This window comes from Pseudomonas sp. GD04091, assembly GCF_029836165.1.
Lineage (GTDB): Bacteria > Pseudomonadota > Gammaproteobacteria > Pseudomonadales > Pseudomonadaceae > Aquipseudomonas.
In genome coordinates this window covers 1-25,732 of record NZ_JAOEBG010000030.1, presented here as the reverse complement: position 1 = coordinate 25,732, position 25,732 = coordinate 1, and the positions used below count along the sequence as shown (strand labels likewise).

The 25,732-nt window shown below is 64.0% G+C and carries 25 protein-coding genes; 8 read left to right on the top strand and 17 right to left on the bottom strand.

Going from position 1 to position 25,732, the window contains the following annotated elements; translation table 11 throughout:
* Nucleotides 1-120: 120 nt before the first annotated feature.
* From N7422_RS24790 to N7422_RS24780, 3 genes are all read right to left on the bottom strand, one after another.
* Nucleotides 121-417, bottom strand: a complete 297-nt coding sequence (locus N7422_RS24790; protein WP_027917040.1) for an HU family DNA-binding protein — start codon at nucleotides 415-417, stop codon at nucleotides 121-123.
* A gap of 188 nt (nucleotides 418-605) precedes the next feature.
* On the bottom strand, nucleotides 606-1,754 hold the full coding sequence (locus tag N7422_RS24785; RefSeq protein ID WP_279808992.1) for an FAD-dependent oxidoreductase: 1,149 nt from the start codon (nucleotides 1,752-1,754) through the stop codon (nucleotides 606-608).
* A gap of 33 nt (nucleotides 1,755-1,787) precedes the next feature.
* Entirely contained in the window at nucleotides 1,788-1,955 is a 168-nt protein-coding gene (locus N7422_RS24780) for a rubredoxin (protein WP_011536423.1), read from the bottom strand.
* A gap of 187 nt (nucleotides 1,956-2,142) precedes the next feature.
* Here N7422_RS24780 and N7422_RS24775 point away from each other — a divergent pair, with 187 nt between their 5' ends.
* Nucleotides 2,143-2,700, top strand: a complete 558-nt coding sequence (locus N7422_RS24775) for a chorismate lyase (RefSeq protein ID WP_279808991.1) — start codon at nucleotides 2,143-2,145, stop codon at nucleotides 2,698-2,700.
* Nucleotides 2,700-3,590: a 4-hydroxybenzoate octaprenyltransferase gene (gene ubiA, locus N7422_RS24770; protein WP_279808990.1), complete on the top strand. Its 891-nt coding sequence runs from the start codon at nucleotides 2,700-2,702 to the stop codon at nucleotides 3,588-3,590. The genes N7422_RS24775 and ubiA overlap by 1 nt, the downstream gene beginning before the upstream one ends.
* 74 nt (nucleotides 3,591-3,664) lie before the next feature.
* Here the strand turns inward: ubiA and N7422_RS24765 are convergent, their stop codons facing one another.
* Nucleotides 3,665-4,033, bottom strand: coding sequence for a hypothetical protein (locus tag N7422_RS24765; RefSeq protein WP_279808989.1), 369 nt, complete (start codon nucleotides 4,031-4,033; stop codon nucleotides 3,665-3,667).
* Nucleotides 4,034-4,208: 175 nt separating this feature from the next.
* On the opposite strand from N7422_RS24765, the gene phoB reads away from it, so the two are divergent.
* The 3 genes from phoB (at nucleotide 4,209) to N7422_RS24750 (ending at nucleotide 7,791) form a co-directional block, all read left to right on the top strand.
* Nucleotides 4,209-4,898 carry a phosphate regulon transcriptional regulator PhoB gene (gene phoB / locus N7422_RS24760; RefSeq protein WP_003253341.1) on the top strand — a complete coding sequence of 230 codons (690 nt, stop codon included), beginning with the start codon at nucleotides 4,209-4,211 and terminating at the stop codon, nucleotides 4,896-4,898.
* A 72-nt stretch (nucleotides 4,899-4,970) separates the two neighbouring features.
* The gene (gene phoR / locus N7422_RS24755; protein ID WP_279809023.1) at nucleotides 4,971-6,242 is read left to right on the top strand and encodes a phosphate regulon sensor histidine kinase PhoR; all 1,272 of its coding nucleotides are present in this window, start codon (nucleotides 4,971-4,973) and stop codon (nucleotides 6,240-6,242) included.
* 208 nt (nucleotides 6,243-6,450) lie between these two features.
* Nucleotides 6,451-7,791: a hemolysin family protein gene (locus N7422_RS24750; protein WP_279808988.1), complete on the top strand. Its 1,341-nt coding sequence runs from the start codon at nucleotides 6,451-6,453 to the stop codon at nucleotides 7,789-7,791.
* A 107-nt stretch (nucleotides 7,792-7,898) separates the two neighbouring features.
* On the opposite strand, the gene N7422_RS24745 is transcribed toward N7422_RS24750, so the two are convergent.
* From N7422_RS24745 to N7422_RS24710, 8 genes are all read right to left on the bottom strand, one after another.
* Entirely contained in the window at nucleotides 7,899-8,798 is a 900-nt protein-coding gene (locus N7422_RS24745; RefSeq protein WP_279808987.1) for a M23 family metallopeptidase, read from the bottom strand.
* A gap of 143 nt (nucleotides 8,799-8,941) precedes the next feature.
* Nucleotides 8,942-9,844 carry a response regulator gene (locus N7422_RS24740; protein ID WP_279808986.1) on the bottom strand — a complete coding sequence of 301 codons (903 nt, stop codon included), beginning with the start codon at nucleotides 9,842-9,844 and terminating at the stop codon, nucleotides 8,942-8,944.
* Between the two features lie 163 nt (nucleotides 9,845-10,007).
* Nucleotides 10,008-10,778, bottom strand: coding sequence for a phosphate signaling complex protein PhoU (phoU, locus tag N7422_RS24735; protein WP_279808985.1), 771 nt, complete (start codon nucleotides 10,776-10,778; stop codon nucleotides 10,008-10,010).
* Nucleotides 10,779-10,972: 194 nt separating this feature from the next.
* The gene (gene pstB / locus N7422_RS24730; protein ID WP_279808984.1) at nucleotides 10,973-11,806 is read right to left on the bottom strand and encodes a phosphate ABC transporter ATP-binding protein PstB; all 834 of its coding nucleotides are present in this window, start codon (nucleotides 11,804-11,806) and stop codon (nucleotides 10,973-10,975) included.
* A 104-nt stretch (nucleotides 11,807-11,910) separates the two neighbouring features.
* Nucleotides 11,911-13,581, bottom strand: coding sequence for a phosphate ABC transporter permease PstA (gene pstA / locus N7422_RS24725; RefSeq protein ID WP_279808983.1), 1,671 nt, complete (start codon nucleotides 13,579-13,581; stop codon nucleotides 11,911-11,913).
* 17 nt (nucleotides 13,582-13,598) lie between these two features.
* Nucleotides 13,599-15,887: an ABC transporter permease subunit gene (locus tag N7422_RS24720; protein ID WP_279808982.1), complete on the bottom strand. Its 2,289-nt coding sequence runs from the start codon at nucleotides 15,885-15,887 to the stop codon at nucleotides 13,599-13,601.
* 142 nt (nucleotides 15,888-16,029) lie between these two features.
* Nucleotides 16,030-17,028 (bottom strand): phosphate ABC transporter substrate-binding protein PstS, encoded by a 999-nt coding sequence (locus tag N7422_RS24715; RefSeq protein ID WP_279808981.1) that lies wholly within the window; start codon nucleotides 17,026-17,028, stop codon nucleotides 16,030-16,032.
* 215 nt (nucleotides 17,029-17,243) lie between these two features.
* Entirely contained in the window at nucleotides 17,244-18,533 is a 1,290-nt protein-coding gene (locus N7422_RS24710) for an MFS transporter (RefSeq protein WP_279808980.1), read from the bottom strand.
* Between the two features lie 363 nt (nucleotides 18,534-18,896).
* Here N7422_RS24710 and N7422_RS24705 point away from each other — a divergent pair, with 363 nt between their 5' ends.
* The gene (locus N7422_RS24705; protein WP_003253317.1) at nucleotides 18,897-19,295 is read left to right on the top strand and encodes an acyl-CoA thioesterase; all 399 of its coding nucleotides are present in this window, start codon (nucleotides 18,897-18,899) and stop codon (nucleotides 19,293-19,295) included.
* A 73-nt stretch (nucleotides 19,296-19,368) separates the two neighbouring features.
* Nucleotides 19,369-20,265 carry a D-hexose-6-phosphate mutarotase gene (locus N7422_RS24700; protein WP_279808979.1) on the top strand — a complete coding sequence of 299 codons (897 nt, stop codon included), beginning with the start codon at nucleotides 19,369-19,371 and terminating at the stop codon, nucleotides 20,263-20,265.
* A gap of 118 nt (nucleotides 20,266-20,383) precedes the next feature.
* On the opposite strand, the gene N7422_RS24695 is transcribed toward N7422_RS24700, so the two are convergent.
* The 5 genes from N7422_RS24695 to N7422_RS24675 form a co-directional block, all read right to left on the bottom strand.
* Entirely contained in the window at nucleotides 20,384-20,956 is a 573-nt protein-coding gene (locus tag N7422_RS24695) for a DUF3299 domain-containing protein (RefSeq protein ID WP_279808978.1), read from the bottom strand.
* Nucleotides 20,957-20,968: 12 nt separating this feature from the next.
* Nucleotides 20,969-21,214, bottom strand: coding sequence for a GlsB/YeaQ/YmgE family stress response membrane protein (locus tag N7422_RS24690; RefSeq protein WP_050707557.1), 246 nt, complete (start codon nucleotides 21,212-21,214; stop codon nucleotides 20,969-20,971).
* A 96-nt stretch (nucleotides 21,215-21,310) separates the two neighbouring features.
* Nucleotides 21,311-22,393: a 5-(carboxyamino)imidazole ribonucleotide synthase gene (locus N7422_RS24685; protein ID WP_279808977.1), complete on the bottom strand. Its 1,083-nt coding sequence runs from the start codon at nucleotides 22,391-22,393 to the stop codon at nucleotides 21,311-21,313.
* Nucleotides 22,394-22,403: 10 nt separating this feature from the next.
* Nucleotides 22,404-22,895: a 5-(carboxyamino)imidazole ribonucleotide mutase gene (gene purE / locus N7422_RS24680; RefSeq protein WP_050707559.1), complete on the bottom strand. Its 492-nt coding sequence runs from the start codon at nucleotides 22,893-22,895 to the stop codon at nucleotides 22,404-22,406.
* 171 nt (nucleotides 22,896-23,066) lie between these two features.
* Complete coding sequence (locus N7422_RS24675) at nucleotides 23,067-23,996, bottom strand: LysR substrate-binding domain-containing protein (protein WP_279808976.1); 930 nt, start codon at nucleotides 23,994-23,996, stop codon at nucleotides 23,067-23,069.
* A 181-nt stretch (nucleotides 23,997-24,177) separates the two neighbouring features.
* Here N7422_RS24675 and aspA point away from each other — a divergent pair, with 181 nt between their 5' ends.
* Entirely contained in the window at nucleotides 24,178-25,602 is a 1,425-nt protein-coding gene (gene aspA, locus N7422_RS24670; RefSeq protein WP_279808975.1) for an aspartate ammonia-lyase, read from the top strand.
* Nucleotides 25,603-25,732: the final 130 nt, after the last annotated feature.

The following is a 25,732-nucleotide window of genomic DNA, read 5'->3' as shown; positions in this document are numbered from 1 at the left end:
ATGAAAAGTGACTGAGTCGCGCAGTTTATCCGTTTCTCGCCCGGTTTATGCAAGTTCGCCGCATTTGATCACCAGAAACGCAACGGGCGCCTCAAGGCGCCCGTCGGGAAGATCTGTCGATCATTTTTTCTTGGCGGGTTTGGCCGGGACATTGACGCTGTCACGCAGGTTCTTGCCTGGCTTGAAGGCAACGGTATTGCTGGCCTTGATCTTCACTGGCTGGCCGGTCTGTGGGTTCTTGCCGGTACGGGCGCCACGATGGCGTTTTTCGAAGGTGCCGAAACCGACCAGGGTAACGGTGTCCTTGTCGAGCGCGCCGGTGATGCTGTCGAGAATCGCGTTGAGGACCTGGTTGGCCTTTTCCTTGGTCAGATCGGCCTTTTCGGCGATGACGGCGGCGAGTTCTGGTTTACGCATAGTGAAGCCTCTTTGACGGGATTTCTTGTTGTTATGCCGTGCTGCCGAACGGAGCAGCGTTCAAGGCACCGCAGGCTCTAGGCTGCGGCAGACGCCAGTGAGGATGGCACGCCGTCAGGGGCCGCGCCAGTATCTGGGCGGCCATTGTCGCGGCAAGAACAGGATAATTCCGACAGAACGCCCGCTATTTACGCCATCAAGGCAGGCAACTGGCGATTCAGGGCAAGTTTTTCCATGACCGCGCCGCCGGTCAGGGCGTAACCCAGCAATTGGCCGTCAGGGCCATGGCAGAGCACCTTGAGATCGGCTCCCGCGCCTTCCACAGTCCAGGTCCCCTCGCAGCCATGCGGCGGCGGCGATACCACCAGCGGGCAGGCCGGGGTCTTCACCGTGATCGGCATGGGTCCATAGGCCACCGCAGTCGAGTTGCCGGCCAGGGTCTGGGCCAGGGCCCGGGCACAGGTCATCAACGGCATGACATACAGCAGGTTGATGCCATCGACCTCGGCGCAGTCGCCCAGGGCGAAGATATTGGCGTGGGAGGTGCGCAACTGGCGGTCCACCACCACCCCACGATTGACCAGCAGCCCCGCCGCAGCGGCGAGGTCGGTACGGGGACGAAGGCCGATGGCCGACACCACCAGATCGCAGCTGATCACGCTGCCGTCGGACAGGTGTGCCTCGAGTGCTTCGCCTGCGTGTTGCAGACGGGTCAGCACGGGGCCCAGGTGAAAACGCACGCCCAGCCCTTCCAGGCCGGCCTGCACGGCGGCGGCGACCGCTGGGTGCAACAGTGTCGGCATGACCTGTTCGCACGGGGCGACGACCTCGCACTGCAAGCCACCCAGGGTCAGGTCGTTGGCGAACTCGCAACCGATCAGGCCGGCACCGAGGATCAGCACCCGCTGCTTGCCTGCGGCGGCGGCGCGAAAGCGCGCGTAGTCCTCGAGGTCGTTGATCGGGAAGATCAGCTCGCTGGCATCGCCCTCGACCGGCACCTGTACGGTCTGTGCGCCCCAGGCCAGCACCAGGTCGCGGTATTCGACGGCTTCCTCGCCGATCCACAGGCGCTTGTGGCCCGGGTCGATGCCGCTGATGCGAGTGTGGGTGCGGATCTCGGCCTTGAGTTGCTCGGCCATGGCGCCCGGCTCGGCCATGCACAGACCATCGGCATCCTTCTGCTTGGCATAGCCGGTGGAGAGCATGGGCTTGGAATAGGACCGACCGTCGTCGGCGGTGATCAGCAGCAGCGGCGTCTCGCCGTCGAGCTTGCGAAACTCTCGCGCCAGGTTGTAGCCGGCCAGGCCGGTACCAATGATCACCACAGGGGACGTCATGTCGTGCTTCCTTGTTCAGTTCAGGGGTTGCGATCAGCCGATGGCGATCATTTCGAAGTCGCTCTTGCCCACGCCGCAATCGGGGCACAGCCAGTCTTCCGGCACGTCTTCCCAACGAGTGCCGGGAGCGATGCCGTCGTCAGGCCAGCCTTCGGCTTCGTCATAGATCAGACCACAGACAATGCATTGCCACTTCTTCATCGGATGTCTTTCCTCGGTACAGACTCAGGCGTTGTGTTGCCGCTGATGGCCCTTTCGCGGGCTTGCCGGCGAAAGGGCCACCGCGCAAATCGTGTGGGCTTTGTACTGGGCCTGCTGGCAGGATGCAAGCCACGACGGCAAACATGCTAAGCTCGCCGCCTCTCTGGCCTGTATCAAGCATACCGACGTGCCGTACGAAACCCCGCAAGCAGCCGCTGTCGCGTGGCTGGCGTATCCACAGCTGGCGAGCACACTCGACCAGCCGACCCTGGACTGGCTGTTCGACGAAGGTTCCCTGACCCGTCGCCTGACCCAGCTCTCCCACGATCACTTCAGCGTCACCCCCCTGTTCGAGGGTTGGCAGCCCCTGCGTGAAGATGAATGCATTGCCCTGGGCCTGGCGCCCGGCGCGCAAGGCTGGGTGCGCGAGGTCTACTTGCGCGGCCATGGCCACCCCTGGGTATTTGCCCGCAGCGTGGCGAGCCGCACGGCACTGGAGCGCGGGGGGCTGGACCTGGAGACCCTGGGCAGCCGCTCGCTGGGCGAGTTGCTGTTCTGTGACCAGGCGTTCGTCCGCCACCCCATCGAAGTGTGCCGTTATCCGCAGCCGTGGCTGCCCGCCGAGGCCGCACATGCCGGACTGTGGGGACGACGCTCGCGCTTCACGCGCGACGGCCTCGACCTGCTGGTGGCCGAAGTATTCCTGCCCGCCCTGTGGCAGGCGGCCAAGGAGGAAAAACGCTGATGTACCTGCAACTGCTCAAGTCGCTCAACCGCCTGCATCCGCGGGCCTGGGACTTCGTCCAGCTCAGCCGCATGGATCGCCCGATCGGCATCTACCTGCTGCTGTGGCCGACGTTGTCGGCGGTGTGGATCGCCGGCAACGGGTCGCCGACCCTGGCCAACGTGTTGATCTTCGGCCTGGGCGTGGTGCTGATGCGTGCCGCCGGCTGCTGCATCAACGACTTCGCCGATCGCAAGGTGGATGGTCACGTCAAGCGCACCGCCGACAGGCCACTGGCCAGCGGTCGGGTGAAACCCCGCGAGGCGCTGGTGCTGTTCGCCGTGTTGGTCGGGGTGAGCTTCCTGCTGGTGCTGTGCACCAATGCGCAGACCGTGTGGCTGTCGTTCGGCGCTGTCGCCCTGGCATTCTGCTACCCGTTCATGAAGCGCTACACCTACTACCCGCAGGTGGTGCTGGGCGCGGCATACTCCTGGGGCATTCCCATGGCCTTCACCGCCGCGGGAGGCGAGCTGCCGGCCAGCGCCTGGCTGCTGTACATCGCCAACCTGCTGTGGACGGTGGGCTACGACACCTACTACGCCATGGTCGACCGCGACGACGACCTGAAGATCGGGGTGAAGTCCACCGCCATCCTGTTCGGCGAGGCCGACCGGGTGATCATTCTCACCCTGCAACTGCTGTCGCTGGGCTGCCTGCTGTTGGCGGGCAATCGTTTCGAGCTGGGCGGCTGGTTCCACCTGGGACTGCTGGCGGCGGCGGCGTGCTTTGCCTGGGAATTCTGGTCGACGCGCAAGCTGGACCGCGAGTCGTGCTTCAAGGCGTTCCTGCACAACCATTGGGCGGGGATGCTGATCTTTGTCGGGGTGGTGCTGGATTACGCGTTACGCTGAAAACCTTTGGGGCTGCTTTGCAGCCCTCTCGCCGCGAACCGCGGCGAAAGGGGCGCGATGCGACCCCGGCAATCTCAGGGCTTGGCGACGTGCCAGACGTCCTTCATGCCATCACCGGTAGTCTCCCCGGCCTTCTTGTCCTTGACGAAGGTGTACAGCGGCTTGCCGTCATAGGCCCACTGCATCGAGCCGTCGTCACGCTCGATCTGCGTCCACTTGCCTTCGGCCTTCTCGCCATCGCTGACCATCAGCGGCGGCCAGTTCTTGGCGCACTCGCCATTGCACATGGACTTGCCGCCGGCATCCTTGTCGAAGGTGTACAGGGTCATGCCATTGTGATCGACCCACATGCCGTCTTTTTCCATGGCGTGATGAGCGGACGCCACCCCCGGCACTGCCAGCGCAGCGCAAAGGGCCATCCAGCTCAGCGTATGTCGTGTCATTGGAATCACCGTTGTTTCGGGGGTGGAATGGGTTCTGTCAGCCGCCCTGGCGGCCCCTTGAAGCCTAGTTCAGTCACGCAATGTCGCCAGAATGGCCAACGCCCTGTCACACAGCTGCAATAATTCCGTTATCTAATGCGGGCCAAGACACCGTTCCTGGGAGAGGTAATTGAGCATGGTTGGCAGAAACATTCTGATCGTCGACGACGAAGCGCCTATCCGCGAGATGATCGCCGTTGCATTGGAAATGGCCGGCTATGACTGCCTCGAGGCGGAGAACTCGCAGCAGGCCCATGCCATCATCGTCGACCGCAAGCCGGACCTGATCCTGCTCGACTGGATGCTGCCGGGCACTTCGGGCATCGAACTGGCCCGCCGCCTCAAGCGCGACGAGCTGACCGGCGACATCCCGATCATCATGCTCACCGCCAAGGGCGAAGAGGACAACAAGATCCAGGGCCTGGAGGTCGGCGCCGACGACTACATCACCAAGCCCTTCTCGCCCCGCGAGCTGGTGGCGCGCCTGAAAGCCGTGTTGCGCCGCACCGGCCCGAGCGACAGCGAAGCGCCGATCGAAGTCGGCGGCCTGCTGCTCGATCCGATCAGCCACCGCGTGACCATCGATGGCAAGCCGGCCGAGATGGGCCCTACCGAATACCGCCTGCTGCAGTTCTTCATGACCCACCAGGAGCGCGCCTACACCCGCGGCCAACTGCTCGACCAGGTCTGGGGCGGCAACGTCTATGTCGAGGAGCGCACCGTCGACGTGCACATCCGTCGCCTGCGCAAGGCGCTGGGTGAAGCCTATGAAAATCTGGTACAAACCGTCCGCGGCACCGGCTATCGCTTCTCGACCAAGAGCTGATCGAAGCCCAAGCGCCCGCTGTACAAGGACTGTCAATTGAACCAGAACTGGCACGCGACCCTGATTCGCCACATGCTGCTGCTGATCACCGTCTGCCTGATCGGCGGACTGGTCAGCGGCTACTACGGCTGGAGCCTGGCCATCGGCCTGGCGATCTACCTGGGCTGGACGCTGAAGCAGTTGCTGCGCCTGCACGACTGGCTGCGCAACCACCAGCCCGACGAAGCACCGCCCGACGGCTACGGCCTGTGGGGCGAGGTGTTCGACAGCATCTACCACCTGCAACGCCGCGACCAGCGCGTGCGCGGCCGCCTGCAGGCGGTGATCGACCGGGTCCAGGAGTCCACCGCCGCGCTGCGTGACGCGGTGATCATGCTCGACAGCGAAGGCAACCTGGAGTGGTGGAACCGCGCCGCCGAAACCCTGCTGGGCTTCAAGACGCCACAGGACAGCGGCCAGCCGGTGACCAACCTGGTGCGCCACCCGCGCTTCAAGGAGTACTTCGAGTCGGAGAACTACGCCGAGCCGCTGGAAATCCCGTCACCGATCAACGACCGCCTGCGCGTGCAACTGCACATCACCCGCTACGGCAACAACGAACACCTGATGCTGGTGCGCGACGTGACCCGCATTCATCAGCTCGAGCAGATGCGCAAGGACTTCGTCGCCAACGTCTCCCACGAACTGCGCACGCCATTGACGGTGATCACCGGCTATCTCGAGACGCTGCTGGACAACGTCGAGGACGTGAATCCGCGCTGGAGCCGCGCCCTGCAGCAGATGAGCCAGCAAGGCTCGCGCATGCAGACCCTGCTCAACGACCTGTTGCTGCTGGCCAAGCTCGAGGCCACCGACTACCCCTCGGACAACCAGCCGGTGCTGGTCGATACCCTGCTCACCGCCATCAAGAACGACGCCCAGGCCCTGTCCGGCCCGCGCAACCAGCGCATCACCCTGGAGGCCGCGCCCGGCATCCGTCTCAAGGGCAGCGAGTCGGAGCTGCGCAGCGCGTTTTCCAACCTGGTGTTCAACGCGGTCAAGTACACCCAGGACGAAGGCAACATCCGCATCCGCTGGTGGGCCGACGACCAGGGTGCGCACCTGAGCGTGCAGGATTCGGGGGTCGGCATCGAAGCCAAGCACCTGCCCCGCCTGACCGAGCGCTTCTACCGCGTCGATTCCAGCCGCGCCTCCAACACCGGCGGCACCGGGCTGGGGCTGGCCATCGTCAAGCACGTACTGATGCGCCATCGCGGGCGCCTGGAGATCAGCAGCGTGCCGGGGCATGGCAGCACCTTTACCTGCCACTTCGCGCCGGCGCAATTGGTCGCAAACAAAGCCTGACATTACCGGGGCTGCTTTGCAGCCCTTTCGCCGGCAAGCCGGCTCCCACAGGTTCCGCATTACCTTGTGGGAGCCGGCTTGCCGGCGATGGGGCGCGAAGCGGCCCTTTGCTTTTGCGACTCCAGCCGCTACATTGGATCCCCTGTGCCAGCCAAAGCTGGCACTTTTTTTCTCTCCCTTTCAAAGACGGCCCCCGTAAAACCCCATCATGGACCCTTCCCCTGGTATCAGCCTCACCTCGTTGTTCGCCGATTTCGGCATGATTCTCTTTGCCTTGTTCCTGGTGCTGCTCAACGGCTTCTTCGTCGCCGCCGAGTTCGCCATGGTCAAGCTGCGCTCCACCCGCGTCGAGTCCATCGCCGAACTGCACGGCTGGCGCGGCAGCATCCTGCGCAAAGTTCACAACCAGCTCGACGCCTACCTGTCGGCCTGCCAGCTGGGCATCACCCTCGCCTCCCTGGGCCTGGGCTGGGTCGGTGAACCGGCATTCGCCCACCTGCTCGAACCACTGCTGGCCTATATCGGAGTCGACACTCCCGAGCTGATCAAGGCGATCTCGTTCTTCGTCGCCTTCTTCGTGATCTCCTACCTGCACATCGTGGTCGGCGAGCTGGCACCCAAGTCCTGGGCGATCCGCAAGCCCGAGCTGCTGTCGCTGTGGACCGCCGTGCCGCTGTACCTGTTCTACTGGGCGATGTACCCGGCCATCTACCTGCTCAACGCCAGTGCCAACACCATCCTGCGCATCGCCGGCCAGGGCGAGCCCGGCCCACACCACGAGCACCATTACAGTCGCGATGAGCTCAAGCTGATCCTGCATTCCAGCCGTGGCCAGGACCCGAGCGACCAGGGCATGCGCGTGCTGGCCTCTGCCGTGGAGATGGGCGAGCTGGAGGTGGTCGACTGGGCCAACTCGCGCGAGGACATGGTCAGCATCGACGCCCATGCGCCATTGAAGGAGATCCTGGCACTGCTGCGTCGCCACAAGTTCAGCCGCTACCCGGTCTATGACGCCGAGCGCGAAGAGTTCACCGGGCTGCTGCATATCAAGGACCTGCTGCTGGAGCTGGCCGAACTGGATCACCTGCCCGAGACCGTCGACCTCGAGGACCTGGCCCGCCCGCTGGAACGCGTATCCCGCCACATGCCGCTGGCCCAGCTGCTGGAGCAGTTCCGCAAAGGCGGCGCGCACTTCGTGCTGGTGGAGGAAGCCGACGGCAAGGTGATCGGCTACCTGACCATGGAAGACGTGCTGGAAGTGCTGGTTGGCGATATCCAGGACGAACACCGCAAGACCGAGCGCGGCATCCTCGCCTATCAGCCCGGCAAGCTGCTGGTACGTGGCGACACGCCGCTGTTCAAGATCGAACGCCTGCTGGGCGTGGACCTCGACCATATCGAGGCGGAAACCCTCGCAGGGCTGGTCTACGAGACGCTCAAGCGCGTGCCGGAGGAAGAGGAACTGCTGGAGGTCGAAGGCCTGCGTATCATCATCAAGAAGATGAAAGGGCCGAAGATCGTGCTGGCCAAGGTACTCAAGCTGGATTGATATTTTGGGGGCTGCTGCGCAGCCCTTTCGCGCTCCTACAGGGGATTGCGATCTACTGTAGGAGCGGCCTTGTGTCGCGAAAGGGCCGCAACGCGGCCCCAAAAGCCTCAAGGGTTGCCTGCGGTGAAATCCGGCAACCCGCCAATCGGCCGCTCGAACTGATACGGTATCGACTCCAACGCCAGCCCCACGTTGCGCTGCACCACGAAATGCAGGTGGGGCCCGCTGCTGTTGCCGGTGTTGCCCGACTTGGCCAATGGCTGCCCCTGCGCCACACGCTGCCCCTCGCCCACCACCACCGAACCCCGCATCAGGTGCAGGTACACGCCCATGGTGCCGTCCGGATGCAGTATCCGCACGAAATTGCCCGACGGGTTGGTGCCGCGTCCGCTCTGGTTGTTCTCGATCTTCACCACCACCCCGCCACGCGCCGCGATGATCGGCGTGCCTTCGGGCATGGCGATGTCCATGGCGTAGCGACCCTTGGGCCCGAAATGGCTGAAGCGTCCATTGGGTCCCTGGCTCAGGCGAAATGGCCCGCCCTTCCACGGGAACGGATAACGATAGCCTTGCGGGCGCTGGCCGGGATCACCCATGGCATAGCGAAACCGGGTGTCGTATTTCAGGCGTGCGCCCTGACGAGCCTGTACCACGCTGAGCACCTGGGTCGAACGCGCCGGCACCAGGCGCCGGACGATACGCGGGGCATTGCCACCCTGGGCATTGGCCAGGCGCTCGACTCGCAGTTCCACCTCCATCGGCACGAACAACTCGTTGCGCGCGACAAAGCGTACGCCGCCAGCGAAATCCTCAGTCTTCAGGCGTACCTGGCCATCCAGGCGCTCGACCATGGGTTCGCGAAACACGAAAGCCTTGGCGCCCGGGCTGGGGCGGTCGGAGTAGGAAACCACGCCGAAGTTGTCCGTGGTCTTGTAGATGGTCATGCCCAGGCTCGACGCCGAGGCCGTGAGCAAGGCACAGAACAGCAGCAGGCGAGCGGGCGGCATGATGGTGGCTTTTTGACAGGTGCGTTCTGTCGAAGCCTAGCAGCCGGATTTGAGAGGGATATGACAGTTGGTCGGGTGAGTGAAGTGAGTCGCCGTGGGAGCGGGTCCACCCGCTCCCACAGGGTCAAATGCACAGGCCTGAATCAGGCGCCGGGCGTGAAGTGCTTCTGCGCCGTCCCGCGGGCGATCAGGCGCGACAGGTAGTCGAGCTTCTGCGCATCCTGATCGACGAACTTGAAGGTCAGTTGCAACCAGTCGCTCTCAGGCTTGGGCTCCAGCGCGGCGATGGCGTGCAGGTAGCCGTTCAGACGCGCCACTTCGGCATTCTCGCCCTGCTCCAGGTCCAGCACCGCACCTTCGAGCACCTGTGGCAGGTTGGCGCTACGGCGCACCACCAGCAGTGCCTCCTTGAGGCTGAGCGCCTTGATAACGCACGGCTGGGTACCGCTGGACAGGCGCAGCTGGCCCTGGCCACGTCCACCCTGGGCCGCCGCCGCCGCCGATTTCGGCGCAGGGGCATTGATCAGCGGCTTGGCGCCGGCGACAGGGGCTGGCGCGGCGGCCTTGGCGGCTTCCGGACGGCCCCCGGTCAGGGCGCTGAGCGAGTCGTTGGCGAACGCCGAGTTGACCCGTGCCGGCGCACTGGCCACCAGGCCGTCGAGCTTGCCGATCTTGGCCAGGGACTTCTTCACCTTGGTCAGCAGCTGCTCGTTGGTGAACGGTTTGCCGACGAAGTCGGAGACGCCGGCCTGGATGGCCTGGATCACGTTCTCCTTGTCACCACGGCTGGTCACCATGATGAACTGCATGGCTTTCATCTCTTCCTGCTGGCGGCACCAGGTCAGCAGTTCGAGGCCGGACATCTCCGGCATTTCCCAGTCGCACAGGACCAGGTCGAAACGTTCCTTGCCCAGCATGGCCATGGCCTTGCGACCGTTGACCGCGTCCTCGATCACCATGCCCGGAAAGGCATTGCGCAGGCACTTCCTCACCAGGTCGCGGATGAACGGAGCATCATCCACGACCAGCACATTCACTTTACTCATCGATACTCCTCTTGAATCCCGGCTAGCATACCGCCGACTGATGGCCATTTGCCAAACCACTGGTCACGCCGGGACTTCTGTGCTCGTTCGCGGGTGCCTGCTGGTGCTCGCACGCAAACGAAAACGCCCGGCGAGTGCCGGGCGTTCATGCTCGGGAGCAATCCTATTTATCGTCCGGTTCGGCCGGAACATTAGCGATTTCGCCCGCGTCGACGGACTCGCCCTGAACCTCGGCCTTCATGCGCTTGAGGCCCAGGTGACGCACGTCGGTGCCGCGCACCAGGTAGATCACCAGCTCCGAGATGTTGCGCGCGTGGTCGCCGATCCGCTCCAGCGAGCGCAGGGCCCAGATCACGCTCAGCACCCGGGAGATCGAGCGCGGGTCTTCCATCATGTAGGTGACCAGCTCGCGCAGCGCGGTCTTGTACTCACGGTCGATGGTCTTGTCGTACTGGGCCACCGACAACGCCAGGTCGGCGTCGAAGCGGGCGAAGGCGTCCAGCGCGTCGCGGACCATGTTGCGCACCTGGTCGCCGATGTGGCGCACCTCGACGTAGCCGCGCGGCGACTCGCCTTCCTCGCACAGCTGGATGGCGCGGCGGGCGATCTTGGTGGACTCGTCGCCGATGCGCTCCAGATCGATCACCGACTTGGAGATGCTGATGATCAGACGCAGGTCGGAGGCGGCCGGTTGGCGACGAGCGAGGATGCGCACGCATTCCTCGTCGATGTTGCGCTCCATCTGATTGATCTGTTCGTCGACCTCGCGCACCTGCTGGGCCAGGCCCGAGTCGGCCTCGATCAGCGCGGTGACGGCGTCGTTCACCTGTTTCTCGACCAGGCCGCCCATGGCCAGCAGGTGGCTGCGCACCTCCTCGAGCTCGGCATTGAACTGCTGGGAGATGTGGTGGGTAAGGCTTTCTTTGTTGATCATCGTTTCGCTCCGCGAAGCAGCTGCAAGCTTCAAGTGGTTCGTGTCGTTCCCTGGCGTGTAGGAGCGGCCTTGTGTCGCGATAGGGCCGCGAAGCGGCCCCAGGGTTTCAGCCGTGATGCATAAATCGCTGGGGCTGCTCTGCAGCCCTTTCGCGACACAAGGCCGCTCCTACACAAGCACCCAGTGGCCGGTGGTTAGCCGTAGCGACCGGTGATGTAGTCTTCGGTCTGCTTCTTCGCCGGGTTGGTGAACAGGGTGTCGGTATCACCGAATTCGATCAGTTTGCCCATGTACATGAACGCGGTGTAGTCCGAAACACGGGCCGCCTGCTGCATGTTGTGGGTCACGATAACGATGGTGTACTTGGATTTCAGTTCGTAGATCAGTTCTTCGACCTTCAACGTCGAGATCGGGTCCAGTGCCGAGCAAGGTTCGTCGAGCAACAGCACTTCCGGCTCCACGGCAATGGTACGGGCGATCACCAGACGCTGCTGCTGGCCACCGGACAGACCCAATGCGGACTCGTGCAGGCGGTCCTTGACCTCGTCCCACAGGGCTGCGCCCTTCAGGGCCCACTCGACCGCTTCGTCGAGGGTACGCTTCTTGTTGATGCCCTGGATGCGCAGGCCGTAGACCACGTTTTCATAAATGGTCTTGGGGAACGGGTTGGGCTTCTGGAACACCATGCCGACACGGCGGCGCAGCTCGGCCACGTCCTCGCCCTTGCGGTAGATGTTGTTGCCGTACAGGTTGATGGCGCCTTCCACACGGCAGCCGTCGACCAGGTCGTTCATGCGGTTGAAGGTCCGCAGGAGTGTGGACTTGCCACAGCCGGACGGGCCGATGAAGGCGGTCACACGCTGCTTGGGGATGTTCATGCTGACGTCGAACAGCGCTTGCTTGTCGCCGTAGAACAGGGACAGACCGGGCACTTCGATGGCCACGGTCTCTTCTGCCAGGCGCAGGCTCTGCTTGTCGCGGCCCAGGGCCGACATGTCGATGCCGTGGGTATGAGCTTCGTGTTGCATGTTCTTACTCCTTTTGTAGCTGCAAGCTATCAGCTGCAAGCTGCAAGTTTGAGCAAAGCGGCGAGCAGCTTGGTGCTTGCCGCTTGTGGCTTAAGGCTTGGAAATCAGTGGTCGAGGGCCTTGTACTTCTCGCGCAGGTGGTTACGAATCCACACCGCCGAGAGGTTGAGGATGGCGATCACCAGCACCAGCAGCAGCGCCGTGGCATACACCAGCGGTCGCGCGGCCTCGACGTTGGGGCTCTGGAAGCCGACGTCGTAGATGTGGAAGCCCAGGTGCATGATCTTCTGGTCCAGGTGCAGGTACGGGTAGTTGCCGTCCACCGGCAGCGATGGCGCCAGCTTCACCACACCCACCAGCATCAGCGGCGCCACTTCGCCGGCGGCGCGGGCCACGGCGAGGATCATGCCGGTCATCATGGCCGGGCTGGCCATCGGCAGGACGATCTTCCACAGGGTCTCGGCCTTGGTCGCGCCCAGGGCCAGCGAGCCTTCGCGCACGGTCCGCGGAATACGCGCCAGGCCTTCCTCGGTGGCCACGATCACCACCGGCACCGCCAGCAGCGCCAGGGTCAGCGAGGCCCACAGCAGACCTGGCGTACCCAGTGTCGGCGCTGGCAGCGATTCGGGGAAGAACAGCCGGTCGATGGAACCGCCCAGCACGTAGACGAAGAAGCCCAGGCCGAATACGCCGTAGACGATCGCCGGCACGCCGGCCAGGTTGTTCACCGCGATCCGGATCAGCCGGGTCACCGGACCCTGCTTGGCGTATTCGCGCAGGTAGACAGCCGCCAGCACGCCGAACGGGGTGACGATCACGGCCATGATCAGGGTCATCATCACGGTGCCGAAGATGGCCGGGAAGATACCGCCCTCGGTGTTGGCTTCACGCGGGTCGTCGCTGAGGAATTCCCACATCTTGCCGAAGTAGGCGCCCATCTTGGTGAAACCGGACATGGCGTTCGGCTGGATGGCGTGGACCACCTTGCTCAGGTTGATCTCCACTTCGCGGCCGTTGCCATCGCGGGCCACCAGGCTGTCCCGGGCGAAGGCCTGGTGCAGGCTGCTCAGGCGCTCCTCGATGGCCTTGTAGCGGTTGTTCAGCTCGGCGCGCTCGGCGTCCATGTCGGCCTGGGCGGCGGCATCCAGCTTGCCGTCCAGTTCCAGCTTGCGGCTATGCAGGCGCAGGCGTTCGAGGCCATGGTTGATGGCGCCGATGTCCTTCTTCTCGAGCTTGACCAGCTGGTCGTTGAGCTCGCTGGCGCGCTTGAGACGGGCTTGCAGTTCGTTCCAGGCTTCAGGCCCCTGGGCGACCACGCGGCCCTCTTCCTTGACGCTGACCAGGTAGCCATAGAAGTTGCCCCATTCACGGCGCTCCAGGGCGATCAGCTCGGCGGGTTTGCTCTCGTCCACCAGCCAGTCGCCGACCAGCCAGGTGAAATCGCTGCCGTTGAGGTCGCGGTTACCGACCTTGACCAGCTCGCGGGTCATGAACTCCGGGCCCTGGTCGGGCACCGGCAGGCCGGCACCCTTGAGGCGTTCGCGGGGCACTTCTTCCTTCTGCACCACTTCACCGATGATGACGTGGTCGGCCTGGCCCGGCACCTTGTAGGTGGCCTGGATCAGGTCGGCGGGCCAGAAGTGGCCCAGGCCACGCACGGCGATCACGGCCAGCAGGCCGACGGTCATGATGACCGCCATGGCCACCGCGCCACCACTGATCCAGACGCCGGGGGCGCCGCTCTTGAACCAGCCTTTGAGGGAATCCTTTTTCACGGATCTCTACCTTTCTATCAAAGCGACGAGTATTTCTTGCGCAGGCGCTGGCGAATCAGCTCGGCCAAGGTGTTCATGATGAACGTGAACAGCAGCAGCACGAGGGCGGCGAGGAACAGCACACGATAGTGGCTGCCACCGACTTCCGATTCGGGCATTTCCACGGCCACGTTGGCGGCCAGGGTGCGCATGCCCTCGAACAGGTTCAGCTCCATCACCGGGGTGTTGCCGGTGGCCATGAGCACGATCATGGTCTCGCCCACCGCGCGGCCCATGCCGATCATCAGCGCCGAGAAGATGCCCGGGCTGGCGGTGAGGATGACCACGCGGGTCAGGGTCTGCCACGGCGTCGCGCCCAGGGCCAGCGAGCCCAGGGTCAGGCTGCGCGGCACGCTGAACACGGCGTCCTCGGCGATGGAGTAGATGTTCGGGATGACCGCGAAGCCCATGGCGATACCGACCACCAGGGCGTTGCGCTGGTCGTAGGTGATGCCAAGATCGTTGGTGATCCACAGGCGCATGTCGCCCGCGAAGAACCAGCTCTCGAGGAACGGACTCATGTACAGGGCGAACCAGCCGATCGCGAGAATGACCGGAATCAGGATCGCCGCTTCCCAGCCATCCGGAATGCGCAGGCGGATCGACTCCGGCAGGCGGCTCCAGGCAAAGCCTGCGACCAGGATGCCGATCGGCAGGATCAGCAGCAGGCTGAACACGCCCGGCAGGTGACCTTCAAGATACGGTGCGAGGAACAGGCCGGCGAAGAAGCCGAGGATCACCGTCGGCATCGCTTCCATCAGTTCGATCACCGGCTTGACCTTGCGGCGCATGCCCGGTGCCATGAAGTAGGCGGTGTAGATGGCGGCGGCAATGGCCAGCGGGGCGGCCAGGATCATCGCGTAGAACGCGGCCTTGAGCGTACCGAAGGTCAGCGGCGACAGGCTCAGCTTGGGTTCGAAGTCGGTGTTCGAGGCGGTCGACTGCCAGACGTACTTGGGCTCGTCGTAGTTCTCGTACCAGACCTTGCCCCACAGCGCGCTGAAGGAGACCTCGGGGTGCGGGTTGCGCAGGCTCAGCGGCAGCAGCTTGCCACCTTCCTCGATGATGATGCGGTTGGCGCGCGGCGACAGAGCGAGGATGCCCGCGCCTTCGGCGACCGGCTCCACCAGCAGGGTGCGGTGGGCGGTGCTGTGGTACACGCCGAGCTTGCCTTCGCTGTCCAGGGCGATGAAGCCCTTGCGGCGCTCCTCGGCGTCGATCTGCACCACCGGGGCCTTGCCCAGCTGGAAGCTGCGGATCAGCTTGAAGCGCGACTCGCCATCGGGGTCGCGGGCCATGAACCACTGGCTCAGACCACCCTTGGAATCGCCGAAGATCAGCGAGATGCCGCCGACCAGCTGGGCGCTGGCGGTAATTTCGGTGTCACCGTTCTCGGACAGCTTGTAGCGACCGTTGAGGCTCTTGTCGCGCAGGCTGAACACGTCGGCGGTGGCGCGGCCGTTGACCACGTACAGCCACTGCTGACGCGGATCGATGAAGATGTTCTTCACCGTCTCGGTCATCTGCGGCAGTTCGATGCGGTTCTGCTCGGTGGTGACCTCGCCGGTCATCATGTTTTCGCTGCGCGTCAGCTCGACCACCTGCAGGTGCGCGCCGGTGGATCCGGCCAGCATCAGGGTCTCGCCATTGACGTTGACGCTCACGTGCTCCAGGGCACGGCCCTGCTCGTCGAGGGTGAACGGCGCCTGGCCATAGGGGTAGTCGATGCCCGGATCGATGGTCTTCTTGTTGTCCGGGTAGGTGATCTTGTAGGTGTGGTGGAACACCAGCGCCTGGCCGTTGGACAGGCCCAGCACCACCAGCGGGCTGCCGGGCTGGTCGGTGCTGATGGAGCTGACCTGGGTGCCGGCGGGCAGCGGCAGGTCGACGCGCTTCAGTTCGCCACCGGTCTTGGTGTCGAAGAACAGGGCCTGGCCCTTGTCGGAAACACGCATGCCCACGAGGTTCTGTTCCTCGAGGGCGATCATCAGCGGCTTGCCGGCATCCTGCTGCAGCCAGGTCGGCTCCAGGGCTTTCTTGCTGGTCAGCTCGGCGCCCTGGAACAGCGGCAGCACCACATAGGCCAGGTAGAAGAAGATCAGCGTGATCGCTGCCAGCACGGCAAGCCCGCCCACCAGGACGTACCAGCGGGTCAGGCGGTCCTTGAGGGCGCGCAGGCGGCGCTTGCGTTGCAACTCGGGCGTATTGAAGTCAATGCGCACGGGGGGAGAATTTTGGGTCATGGTGGAGTTGGCCAGATCATTCATGCGCACACCCTAGCGGTCCCGTATGACAAAAACATGACAGTGCAGTGACGCAAAAAAGCCCGCCGCTCAGGGATCCTGGCTTCGGACTGAGAGATTCGTGGAAAAGGCCGGGCATGGGAGCACCGGCCTCGTCCTCAGTTACTTACTTCTTTGCTACGTTGCCCGAGTGGGACAGACCGAGGTCAGCCAGGGTCTTGTCGACCACCTTGGCCGGCAGCGGAATGTAGCCGTCCTTCACGACAACCTGCTGGCCGGCCTGGGACAGCACCAGCTTGACGAACTCGGCTTCCAGCGGGGCCAGAGGCTTGTTCGGCGCCTTGTTGACGTAGACGTACAGGAAGCGCGACAGCGGGTAGGTACCGTTCAGGGCGTTGGCTTCGTTGTCTTCGACGAAGGCGCCGCCGTCTTTCTTGGCCAGGGCCACGGTCTTGACGCTGGCGGTCTTGTAGCCGATGCCCGAGTAGCCGATGCCGTTCAGCGAGGAGCTGATCGACTGCACGACCGAGGCCGAGCCAGGCTGTTCGTTGACGTTAGGCTTGAAGTCGCCTTTGCACAGGGCTTCTTCCTTGAAGTAGCCGTAGGTGCCGGATACCGAGTTGCGACCGAACAGCTGGATTGGCTTGTTGGCCAGGTCGCCGGTCACGCCCAGGTCGCCCCAGGTCTTGACGTCAGCCTTGCCACCGCACAGGCGGGTGGAGGAGAAGATGGCGTCGACCTGAGCCATGGTCAGGCCCTTGATCGGGTTGTCCTTGTGCACGAACACGGCCAGGGCGTCGACGGCAACCGGGATTGCGGTCGGCTTGTAGCCGTACTTCTGCTCGAAGGCCTGCAGCTCGACGTCCTTCATCTTGCGGCTCATCGGGCCCAGGTTGGCGGTGCCTTCGGTCAGGGCGGGCGGCGCGGTCGAGGAGCCGGCGGCCTGGATCTGGATGTTTACGTTCGGATATTCCTTCTTGTAGGCCTCGGCCCACAGAGTCATCAGGTTCGCGAGGGTGTCGGAACCGACGCTGGAGAGGTTGCCCGAAACACCGGTGGTCTTGGTGTAGGTCGGGATCGCAGGATCGACAGCGGCGACCGCATTGGCGGCAGCGACGCCAGCGGCGGCAAAGGTCAGGGCCGCCATCAAACGCTTCAGTTTCATGCCTTGCTCCTAGCAGGAATATCGTGGGGTTTGTGATGGAACGGGCCCAAGTATCTGCAGGCCGCATGAACACTCTATGACTCGAATGTGACAATTGGATGAAAGGCCATCACCGGAAACCCGGGATGGCCTTTCAAGATGTTTCCAGAAGATGCTGGGCAGGTCCGACCTCTTCGCGGGTGAACTCGCCCCCACAGGGTCGGCAGCGTCAGGCGTCAGCGCTTGTTGGCGAGCAGGTACAGGCCCACGGCCAGACCAACGGCACACAGGCACGCGACGTAATAGGCCGGCGCCATGGGGCTGAACTTGAGCAGTGCGGTGACCACCATCGGCGTCAGACCGCCGAAGATCGCGTACGCCAGGTTGTAGGAGAACGACAGGCCGCTGAAGCGCACCACCGGCGGGAAGGCCTTGACCATCACGTAGGGCACGGCGCCGACGATGCCGACGCACAGGCCGGTCAGCGCATACAGCGGGAACAGCAGGTCGGGCCGGGTCGGCAGGCTGTGGTAGAAGGCCCACGACGACACCAGCAACGCCAGGCTGCCGACGATGAACACCCGTCCGGCGCCGAAACGATCTGCCAGGCTGCCGGCCACGATGCAACCCAGGCTGAGCAGCACGATGGCCAGGCTGTTGGCCTTGAGCGAGTCGGTGGGGCTGATGTGGTAGAGGCTCTGCAGCAGCGCCGGGGTCATCAGGATCACCACCACGATGCCCGCCGACAGCAGCCAGGTCAGCAACATCGACAGGATGATGGCGCCACGGTGGTCGCGCAGCACCGCGCGCAGCGGCAGCTCCTCGGCCAGGGCCTTGCGCGCCTGCATCTCGGCGAACACCGGGGTTTCGTGCAACCAGCGACGCAAGTACACAGCGAAGAAGCCGAACACCCCACCGAGCAGGAATGGAATACGCCAGGCGTAATCCGCCACCTCGTCCGGGGTATAGACAGTGTTGATCAGGGTCGCCACCAGCGAGCCGAGCAGGATGCCCGAGGTGAGGCCCGCGGTCAGGGTGCCGCAGGCATAGCCGGTGTTGCGCGCCGGCACATGCTCGGAGACGAACACCCAGGCGCCAGGCACCTCGCCGCCGATGGCCGCGCCCTGGATCACGCGCATCAGCAGCAGCAGGATCGGCGCCCACAGGCCGATCTGCGCATAGGTGGGCAACAAGCCCATGATCAGGGTCGGCACGGCCATCATGAAGATGCTCAGGGTGAACATCTTCTTGCGCCCGAGCAGGTCGCCGAAGTGGGCCATGATGATGCCGCCCAGCGGGCGCGCGAGGTAGCCGGCGGCAAAGATGCCGAAGGTCTGCATCAGGCGCAGCCATTCGGGCATGTCGGCGGGGAAGAACAGCTTGCCCACCACCGTGGCGAAGAACACGAAGATGATGAAGTCGTAGAACTCGAGGGCACCGCCCAGGGCGGACAGCGAGAGGGTCTTGTAGTCACTGCGGGACAGCGGCCGGGACGGCTGCTCGATACTGCTCTGCACGGAGGTCATCGCTGTTCGTTCTCTTCTTGTAGGTATGCAGGCCGCTTGGCGTGCGGCTTCTGGAATGGTCAGGCAGCGAAGATAGCAAATTGCCGAACCGCGCTCATAGCGGTACAAAATCCCTACAGATATTCATCAATGCACGGTCGTCGCTGGCTTTGTGGGTATATATACTGCCCGCTCGTAGGAAAAGGTTGCTCCGCACAAGGGATATTGTGCGAAAACGTCGTGTCGTATCGTCAGACTGTTTCGCAGAGTCTCCCTTTGGCCGCCCCGAAGCGAAATCAGCGTAGTATGCGCGTTGCTGAATCGTTTTTACGGCGTCCGTTACTGCGCCACCAACGAAGCGTTACGGGTCAGAGGCCCCACGGCATGATTGAGCTCGAACAAGAAGATCCTATCCCGCAAGGCGACCTGGCCTTGCAGATCACCGCGCTACCGCGCGAAACCAACGGTTTTGGCGATATCTTCGGTGGCTGGCTGGTCGCCCAGATGGACCTCGCCGGCACCGCCATGGCCAGCCGCGTCGCCGGTGGCCGGGTGGCCACGGTGGCCATCGACCGCATGGCCTTCCTGGTCCCGGTGGCCGTGGGCGCGCAATTGTCCTTCTATACCCAGACCCTGGAAATCGGCCGCAGCTCGATCCAGATGATGGTCGAGGTGTGGAGCGACGACCCGCTGTCCAGCGAATGGCGCAAGGTCACCGAGGCGGTGTTCGTGTTCGTCGCCATCGATGGCAGTGGTCGCACCCGCTCGGTGCCTCGTCGCTGAGCCAGGCGAGCGGTAAACTCATTGCACGTCACCGGGTCCAACGGCCTGACAGACAATCAATGAGACGAGCGCAATGGCTAACTTCACGGTCGAGACCGAGCTTCACGGCGAACTCAACTGCTGGCGCATCACCAGCGATACTGCCGAACTACTGATTGCCCAACAGGGCGCCCAGGTGCTGAGCTATCAGCGCCTCGACGAGCCACCGCTGCTGTGGTTGAGCGACCAGGCCATCTTTCGCCAGGGCAAGTCGGTGCGCGCCGGGGCCCCGGTGTGCTGGCCCTGGTTCGGCATCTTCGAGCGCAACCCCGATTCGGTCAAAGCCATGTACCAGGGCGAACAGGCGCCAGCCCATGGCCTGGTGCGCGGTCGGGACTGGCAGCTACTGGGGGTCGAGGAAGCCGGCGACCAGCTACTGATCGAATTCACCCTGCCCGAAGCCCAGGGCGACCTGCCGGGTTGGCCCCACGAAGTGGAGCTGAAACTGCAGGTGACGTTGGGCGCCCACCTGAAGTTGACGCTCACCAGCTACAACCTCGGCAACGACAGCGTCACCCTGAGCCAGGCCCTGCATAGCTACTTCGCCGTGAGCGACGTGCGCCAGGTGCAGGTGGAGGGTGTCGATGGTCTTGGTTACATCGAGACCCTGGCCAACTGGGAGCGGCGCACGCAGCAAGGCAACCTGGGCTTCGCGGGCGAGACCGACCGCATCTACCTGAACGCACCCGAGCGCCTGGCCATCGTCGATCCACACTGGAACCGCCGCATCACCCTGCAGGCCGGCGGCTCACGCACCGCGGTGATCTGGAACCCGTGGACCGAGCGCGCCCGCGACCTGCCGGACATGGCCGACGATGGCTGGCAGCGGATGCTTTGCATCGAGACGGCGAATGTGCTGGATGATGTGGTGGTGCTCAAGCCGGGGGCGAGTCATGCGATGAGCGTGGCGATCGGTAGCGAAGTGCTCTGAGGTTGCCGGGACCGCTACGCGGTCCTTTCGCGACACAAGGCCGCTCCCACAGGACTCGCGTGATCCCTGTGGGAGCGGCCTTGTGTCGCGATGGGCTGCAAAGCAGCCCCAGAATGCGTTACAGGTCGGCATCCTCCACCACCCTCACCTGCCCCGCCTGCAGCGCATACGCCGCGTCCGCCAGGTCATTGCTGACCTTCTCAACCTTCAAGGTGCCGGTCACCCACAACGGCGTGTAGATATCGTCGATCTTCAGCCCCTTCGGATAGCGCACCAGCACCAACTGGTTCGGCGGCGGCGGCGGCACATGGATGCACGCACCCGGGTACGGCACCAGGAAGAACAGCGTGCTGTTGCCCTTGGCATCGCTTTCCAGCGGTACCGGATAACCGCCCAGGCGGATCTGCCTGCCGTTCATCGCGGCCACCGTCTTGGTCGAATACATCACCGCCGGCAGGCCCTTGCTCTGTTTCAAGCCACCCTTGGCGGTGAAGGTGCCCTGGGCTTCCGGGGAGTCGTGATCGATCTCGGGCATCTGCTCGAGGGCCTTCTGGTCCGACTTGGGCATCAGTTCCAGCCAGTCGGTCTCGGGCAGTTCGGCATGGGCCAGGGCGCTGGCCAGCAGCAATGGGATGAGGAATAACGCACGCATGGGAATGCTCGGCAACTCAGGGAGTGAATTGCCGGGCATTCTAGCCTGTGTTCAGTTCTTCTTGATGAAGCCGTAGATCACCAGAAGGATGATGGCGCCCACCAGGGCGCCGAAGAAGCCCGCCGCCTGCCCGGCCTGATAGATGCCCAGGGCTTGTCCGCCATAGGTAGCGGCCAGGGATCCGGCGATGCCAAGGAGGATGGTCATGATCCAGCCCATGCTGTCGTCTCCCGGTTTCAGGAAACGCGCCAGCAGGCCGACGATCAGGCCGATGAAGATGGTTCCAATGATGCCCATGACAATCCCTCTGTGGTGAAAGTGAAACAAGCCAAAGCCTAGACAGCGCTTTGGCTTGTCGCCATTTCAGAGGGCAATTGCCGGGCAGAAGTTCGATCAGCCGGCGATCAGAGCCTCTACCTCGGCAATCTTGGCCTTGAGGGTGGCCATATCGGCGCAGCGCAGGGTGGCGTGACCGACCTTGCGCCCGACCTTGAAGGCCTTGCCGTAGTGGTGCAGGTGACAGTCGTCGATGGCCACGACCTTGTCCACCGCCGGTACTTCGCCGATGAAGTTGAGCATGGCGCTCTCGCCGACCTTGGCGGTCGAACCCAGCGGCAGCCCGGCCACGGCACGCAGGTGGTTTTCGAACTGGCTGCACTCGCTGCCTTCGATGGTCCAGTGCCCGGAGTTGTGCACCCGCGGGGCGATCTCGTTGGCCTTCAGGCCGCCGTCGACTTCGAAGAACTCGAACGCCATCACACCGACATAGTCCAGCTTCTGCAGGACACGACCGACGTAGTCTTCGGCCAGCGCTTGCAGCGGGTGGGCAACGCTGGCCACCGACAGGCGCAGGATGCCGCTGTCGTGGGTGTTGTGCACCAGCGGGTAGAAGCGGGTTTCGCCATCGCGGGCACGTACGGCCACCAGCGACACTTCGCCGGTGAACGGCACGAAGCCCTCCAGCAGGCACGGTACGCTGCCCAGCTCGGCAAAGGTGCCAACCACATCCTCGGGCTTGCGCAAGACCTTCTGGCCCTTGCCGTCATAGCCCAGGGTGCGAGTCTTGAGCACGGCCGGCAGGCCGATGCTGGCGACGGCGGCGTCCAGGTCTTCCTGCGAAAGGATGTCGGCGAAGGCCGGGGTCGGAATCCCCAGGTCGCGGAACATGCTCTTCTCGAACAGGCGGTCGCGAGCGATACGCAGAGCCTCGGCGCTCGGGTAGACCGGCACGAACTGCGAGAGGAAAGCGACCGTCTCGGCCGGCACGCTTTCGAACTCGAAGGTCACCAGGTCGACCTCGTCGGCCAGCTGGCGCAAGTGGTCCTGGTCGCCGTAGTCGGCGCGCAGGTGCTCGCCCAGCGGGGCGGCGCAGGCGTCCGGGGCCGGGTCGAGGAAGGCGAAGTTCATGCCCAGCGGAGTGCCCGCCAGGGCCAGCATGCGGCCCAGCTGGCCACCACCGATTACACCGATCTTCATGTCGTCAGCCTCAAGCCTGCCGCGGGTCTGGATTGTCCAGCACGGTGTCGGTCTGCTCCGTGCGGAATTGCTTGAGCGCCGCGTGGAACTGCGGGTACTTGGCGCCGAGAATGCTCGCCGAGAGCAGCGCGGCGTTGATCGCGCCAGCCTTGCCGATAGCCAAGGTGGCAACGGGCACGCCCGCCGGCATCTGCACGATCGACAGCAGCGAGTCGACGCCCGAGAGCATCGACGACTGCACCGGCACGCCCAGCACCGGCAGGTGGGTCTTGGCGGCGCACATGCCCGGCAGGTGGGCGGCGCCACCGGCACCAGCGATGATCACCTCGATGCCGCGGCCTTCGGCCTCTTCGGCGTACTGGAACAGCAGGTCCGGGGTCCGGTGGGCGGAAACCACCTTCACCTCGTAGGGAATGCCGAGTTTTTCCAGCATATCGGCGGTGTGGCTAAGGGTGGACCAATCGGACTTGGAGCCCATGATCACGCCAACCAGTGCACTCATCGTCGAGCCTCTTCGCTTGTGCGCCCGCGGGCGCGTCAAAAAACAACAAGCCACGCGGGACGACCGGCGTGGCTTGTTTGCTGATCATGACCGGATCTATCCGGTCGAGGGGCCGCGCAGTATAGCGTAACGCGAGGCGATCACGGCACCCCCGGCGACCAACTGTCGGCCTTATTTTTCGGGGGTTTGGCTGACTTTCGGGTCAACTGAACCACCCTCAAGCTTGCGCCACAGCAGCCGCACGTTGGCCTTGCGCACCAGCGCGCAACGGTACAGGCGGATTTCCAGTGGCACGTGCCACTGGCTGGCGCCGCAGATCGCCAGCTCGCCACGCTCCAGCTCGCCGCGCATCGACAGCTTCGGCACCCAGGCGATGCCCATGCCTTCGAGCGCCATGCTCTTGAGACTGTCGGCCATCGCGGTTTCATAGACAGTGGTATAGCGCAGGTTGCGCTGACGCAGCAGCAGGTTGACCGAACGACCGAGGAAGGCGCCAGCGCTGTAGGCCAGCAGCGGCACACTGCCCTCGCCTTCTAGGTCGAACAACGGCTTGCCATCGGCGCCCACCGCGCACACCGGCAGCATTTCGGTGTTGCCCATGTGCAGCGACGGGAAGATCTCGGCGTCCATCTGCAGCGCCGCGTCCGGGTCGTAGAACGCGAGCATCAGGTCGCAGCCGCCTTCGCGTAGAGCATGCACCGCATCCCCGACGTTGGTGGCCACCAGGCGGGTGGCGATGTTCAGACCTTCGTTGCGCAACTGGGCCACCCAACGGGGGAAAAAGCCCGATGCCAGCGAGTGCGCCGCCGCCACCTGGATCACCTCGCCCTGGCCACCTTCCAGGTGATGCAAATGGCGGAGAACTTCGCTCAACTGGTCGACAACGGTGCGCGCGGTGACGAGGAACAGCTGTCCTGCCTCGGTCAGCTCGATGGGCGTGCGGGAACGATTCACCAAGGTCAACCCCAGCGCTGCTTCCAGGCTGCGTATGCGCCGACTGAACGCTGGCTGGGTGACGAAACGGCGTTCGGCCGCCTGGGAGAAACTGCGGGTGGAGGCCAGGGCACTGAAATCTTCCAGCCACTTGCTTTCGAGGTTCATCGACTACTCCGCAACGCGTGCACCAAAATGGAACACGCTCGATTGTCAATCGGCGTCACATCAAACCGTATGCCGTTTGCGCATAGGTTAGCGTGCAACAGCATTGGCCGCAAAATCCGGCCAGCCCTAGCATTGGCGCCATTCCGGCAGGTGCCGGGTCAAAATCGAGATGATATCCATCATGTCCGCTGCTGCATCGTTCCGCGTCGAAAAAGATCTGCTTGGTACCCTTGAAGTCCCTGCCGATGCCTACTACGGCATCCAGACCCTGCGCGCTGCCAACAACTTCCACCTCTCCGGCGTTCCGCTGTCGCACTACCCGAAACTGGTAGTCGGCCTGGCGATGGTCAAGCAGGCCGCTGCCGACGCCAACCGTGAGCTGGGGCACCTGAGCGATGCCAAGCATGCTGCCATCAGCGCAGCCTGCGCCCGACTGATCAAGGGTGACTTCCACGAACAATTCGTGGTGGACATGATCCAGGGCGGTGCCGGCACCTCCACCAACATGAACGCCAACGAAGTCATCGCCAACGTCGCGCTGGAGCACATGGGCCACCAGAAAGGTGAGTACCAGTACCTGCACCCGAACAACGACGTGAACATGGCGCAGTCGACCAACGACGCCTACCCGACCGCGATCCGTCTGGGTCTGCTGCTGGGCCACGACGCCCTGCTGGCCAGCCTCGACAGCCTGATCCAGGCCTTCGCCGCCAAAGGCAAGGAATTCGACCACGTACTGAAGATGGGCCGCACCCAGCTGCAGGACGCCGTACCGATGACTCTGGGCCAGGAATTCCGCGCCTTCGCCACCACCATGACCGAAGACCTGCAGCGCCTGCGCTCGCTGGCCCCGGAACTGCTGACCGAAATCAACCTGGGCGGTACCGCCATCGGCACCGGCATCAACGCCGACCCAGGCTACCAGGCCCTGGCCGTGCAGCGCCTGGCGACCATCAGCGGCCAGCCGCTGGTCCCGGCCGCCGACCTGATCGAAGCCACCTCCGACATGGGCGCCTTCGTGCTGTTCTCCGGCATGCTCAAGCGCACCGCGGTCAAGCTGTCGAAGATCTGCAACGACCTGCGCCTGCTGTCCAGCGGCCCGCGCACCGGCATCAACGAGATCAACCTGCCGGCGCGCCAGCCGGGCAGCTCGATCATGCCAGGCAAGGTCAACCCGGTGATCCCGGAAGCCGTCAACCAGGTGGCCTTCGCCATCATGGGCAACGACCTGGCCCTGACCGTCGCCGCCGAAGGTGGCCAGCTGCAGCTGAACGTGATGGAACCGCTGATCGCCTACAAGATCTTCGACTCGATCCGCCTGCTGCAACGCGCCATGGACATGCTGCGCGAGCACTGCATCGTCGGCATCACCGCCAACGAACAGCGCTGCCGTGAACTGGTCGAGCACTCGATCGGCCTGGTCACCGCCCTGAACCCGTACATCGGCTACGAAAACGCCACCCGTATCGCCCGCGTCGCCCTGGAAACCGGCCGCGGCGTGCTGGAACTGGTGCGCGAGGAACAGCTGCTGGACGAAGCGATGCTCAACGACATCCTGCGTCCGGAAAACATGATCGCTCCGCGTCTGGTTCCGCTGAAGGCGTAACCAGATCGCTGCAAACAGTCTCACCAGGTCGAGGGACTAGACACCTCTCAACCTTTCAAGGGCCCGAGCGCACGCTCCGGGCCCTTTTTTTATGCCTTGAGTCCAGCCCCTGTAGGAGCGGCCTCGTGTC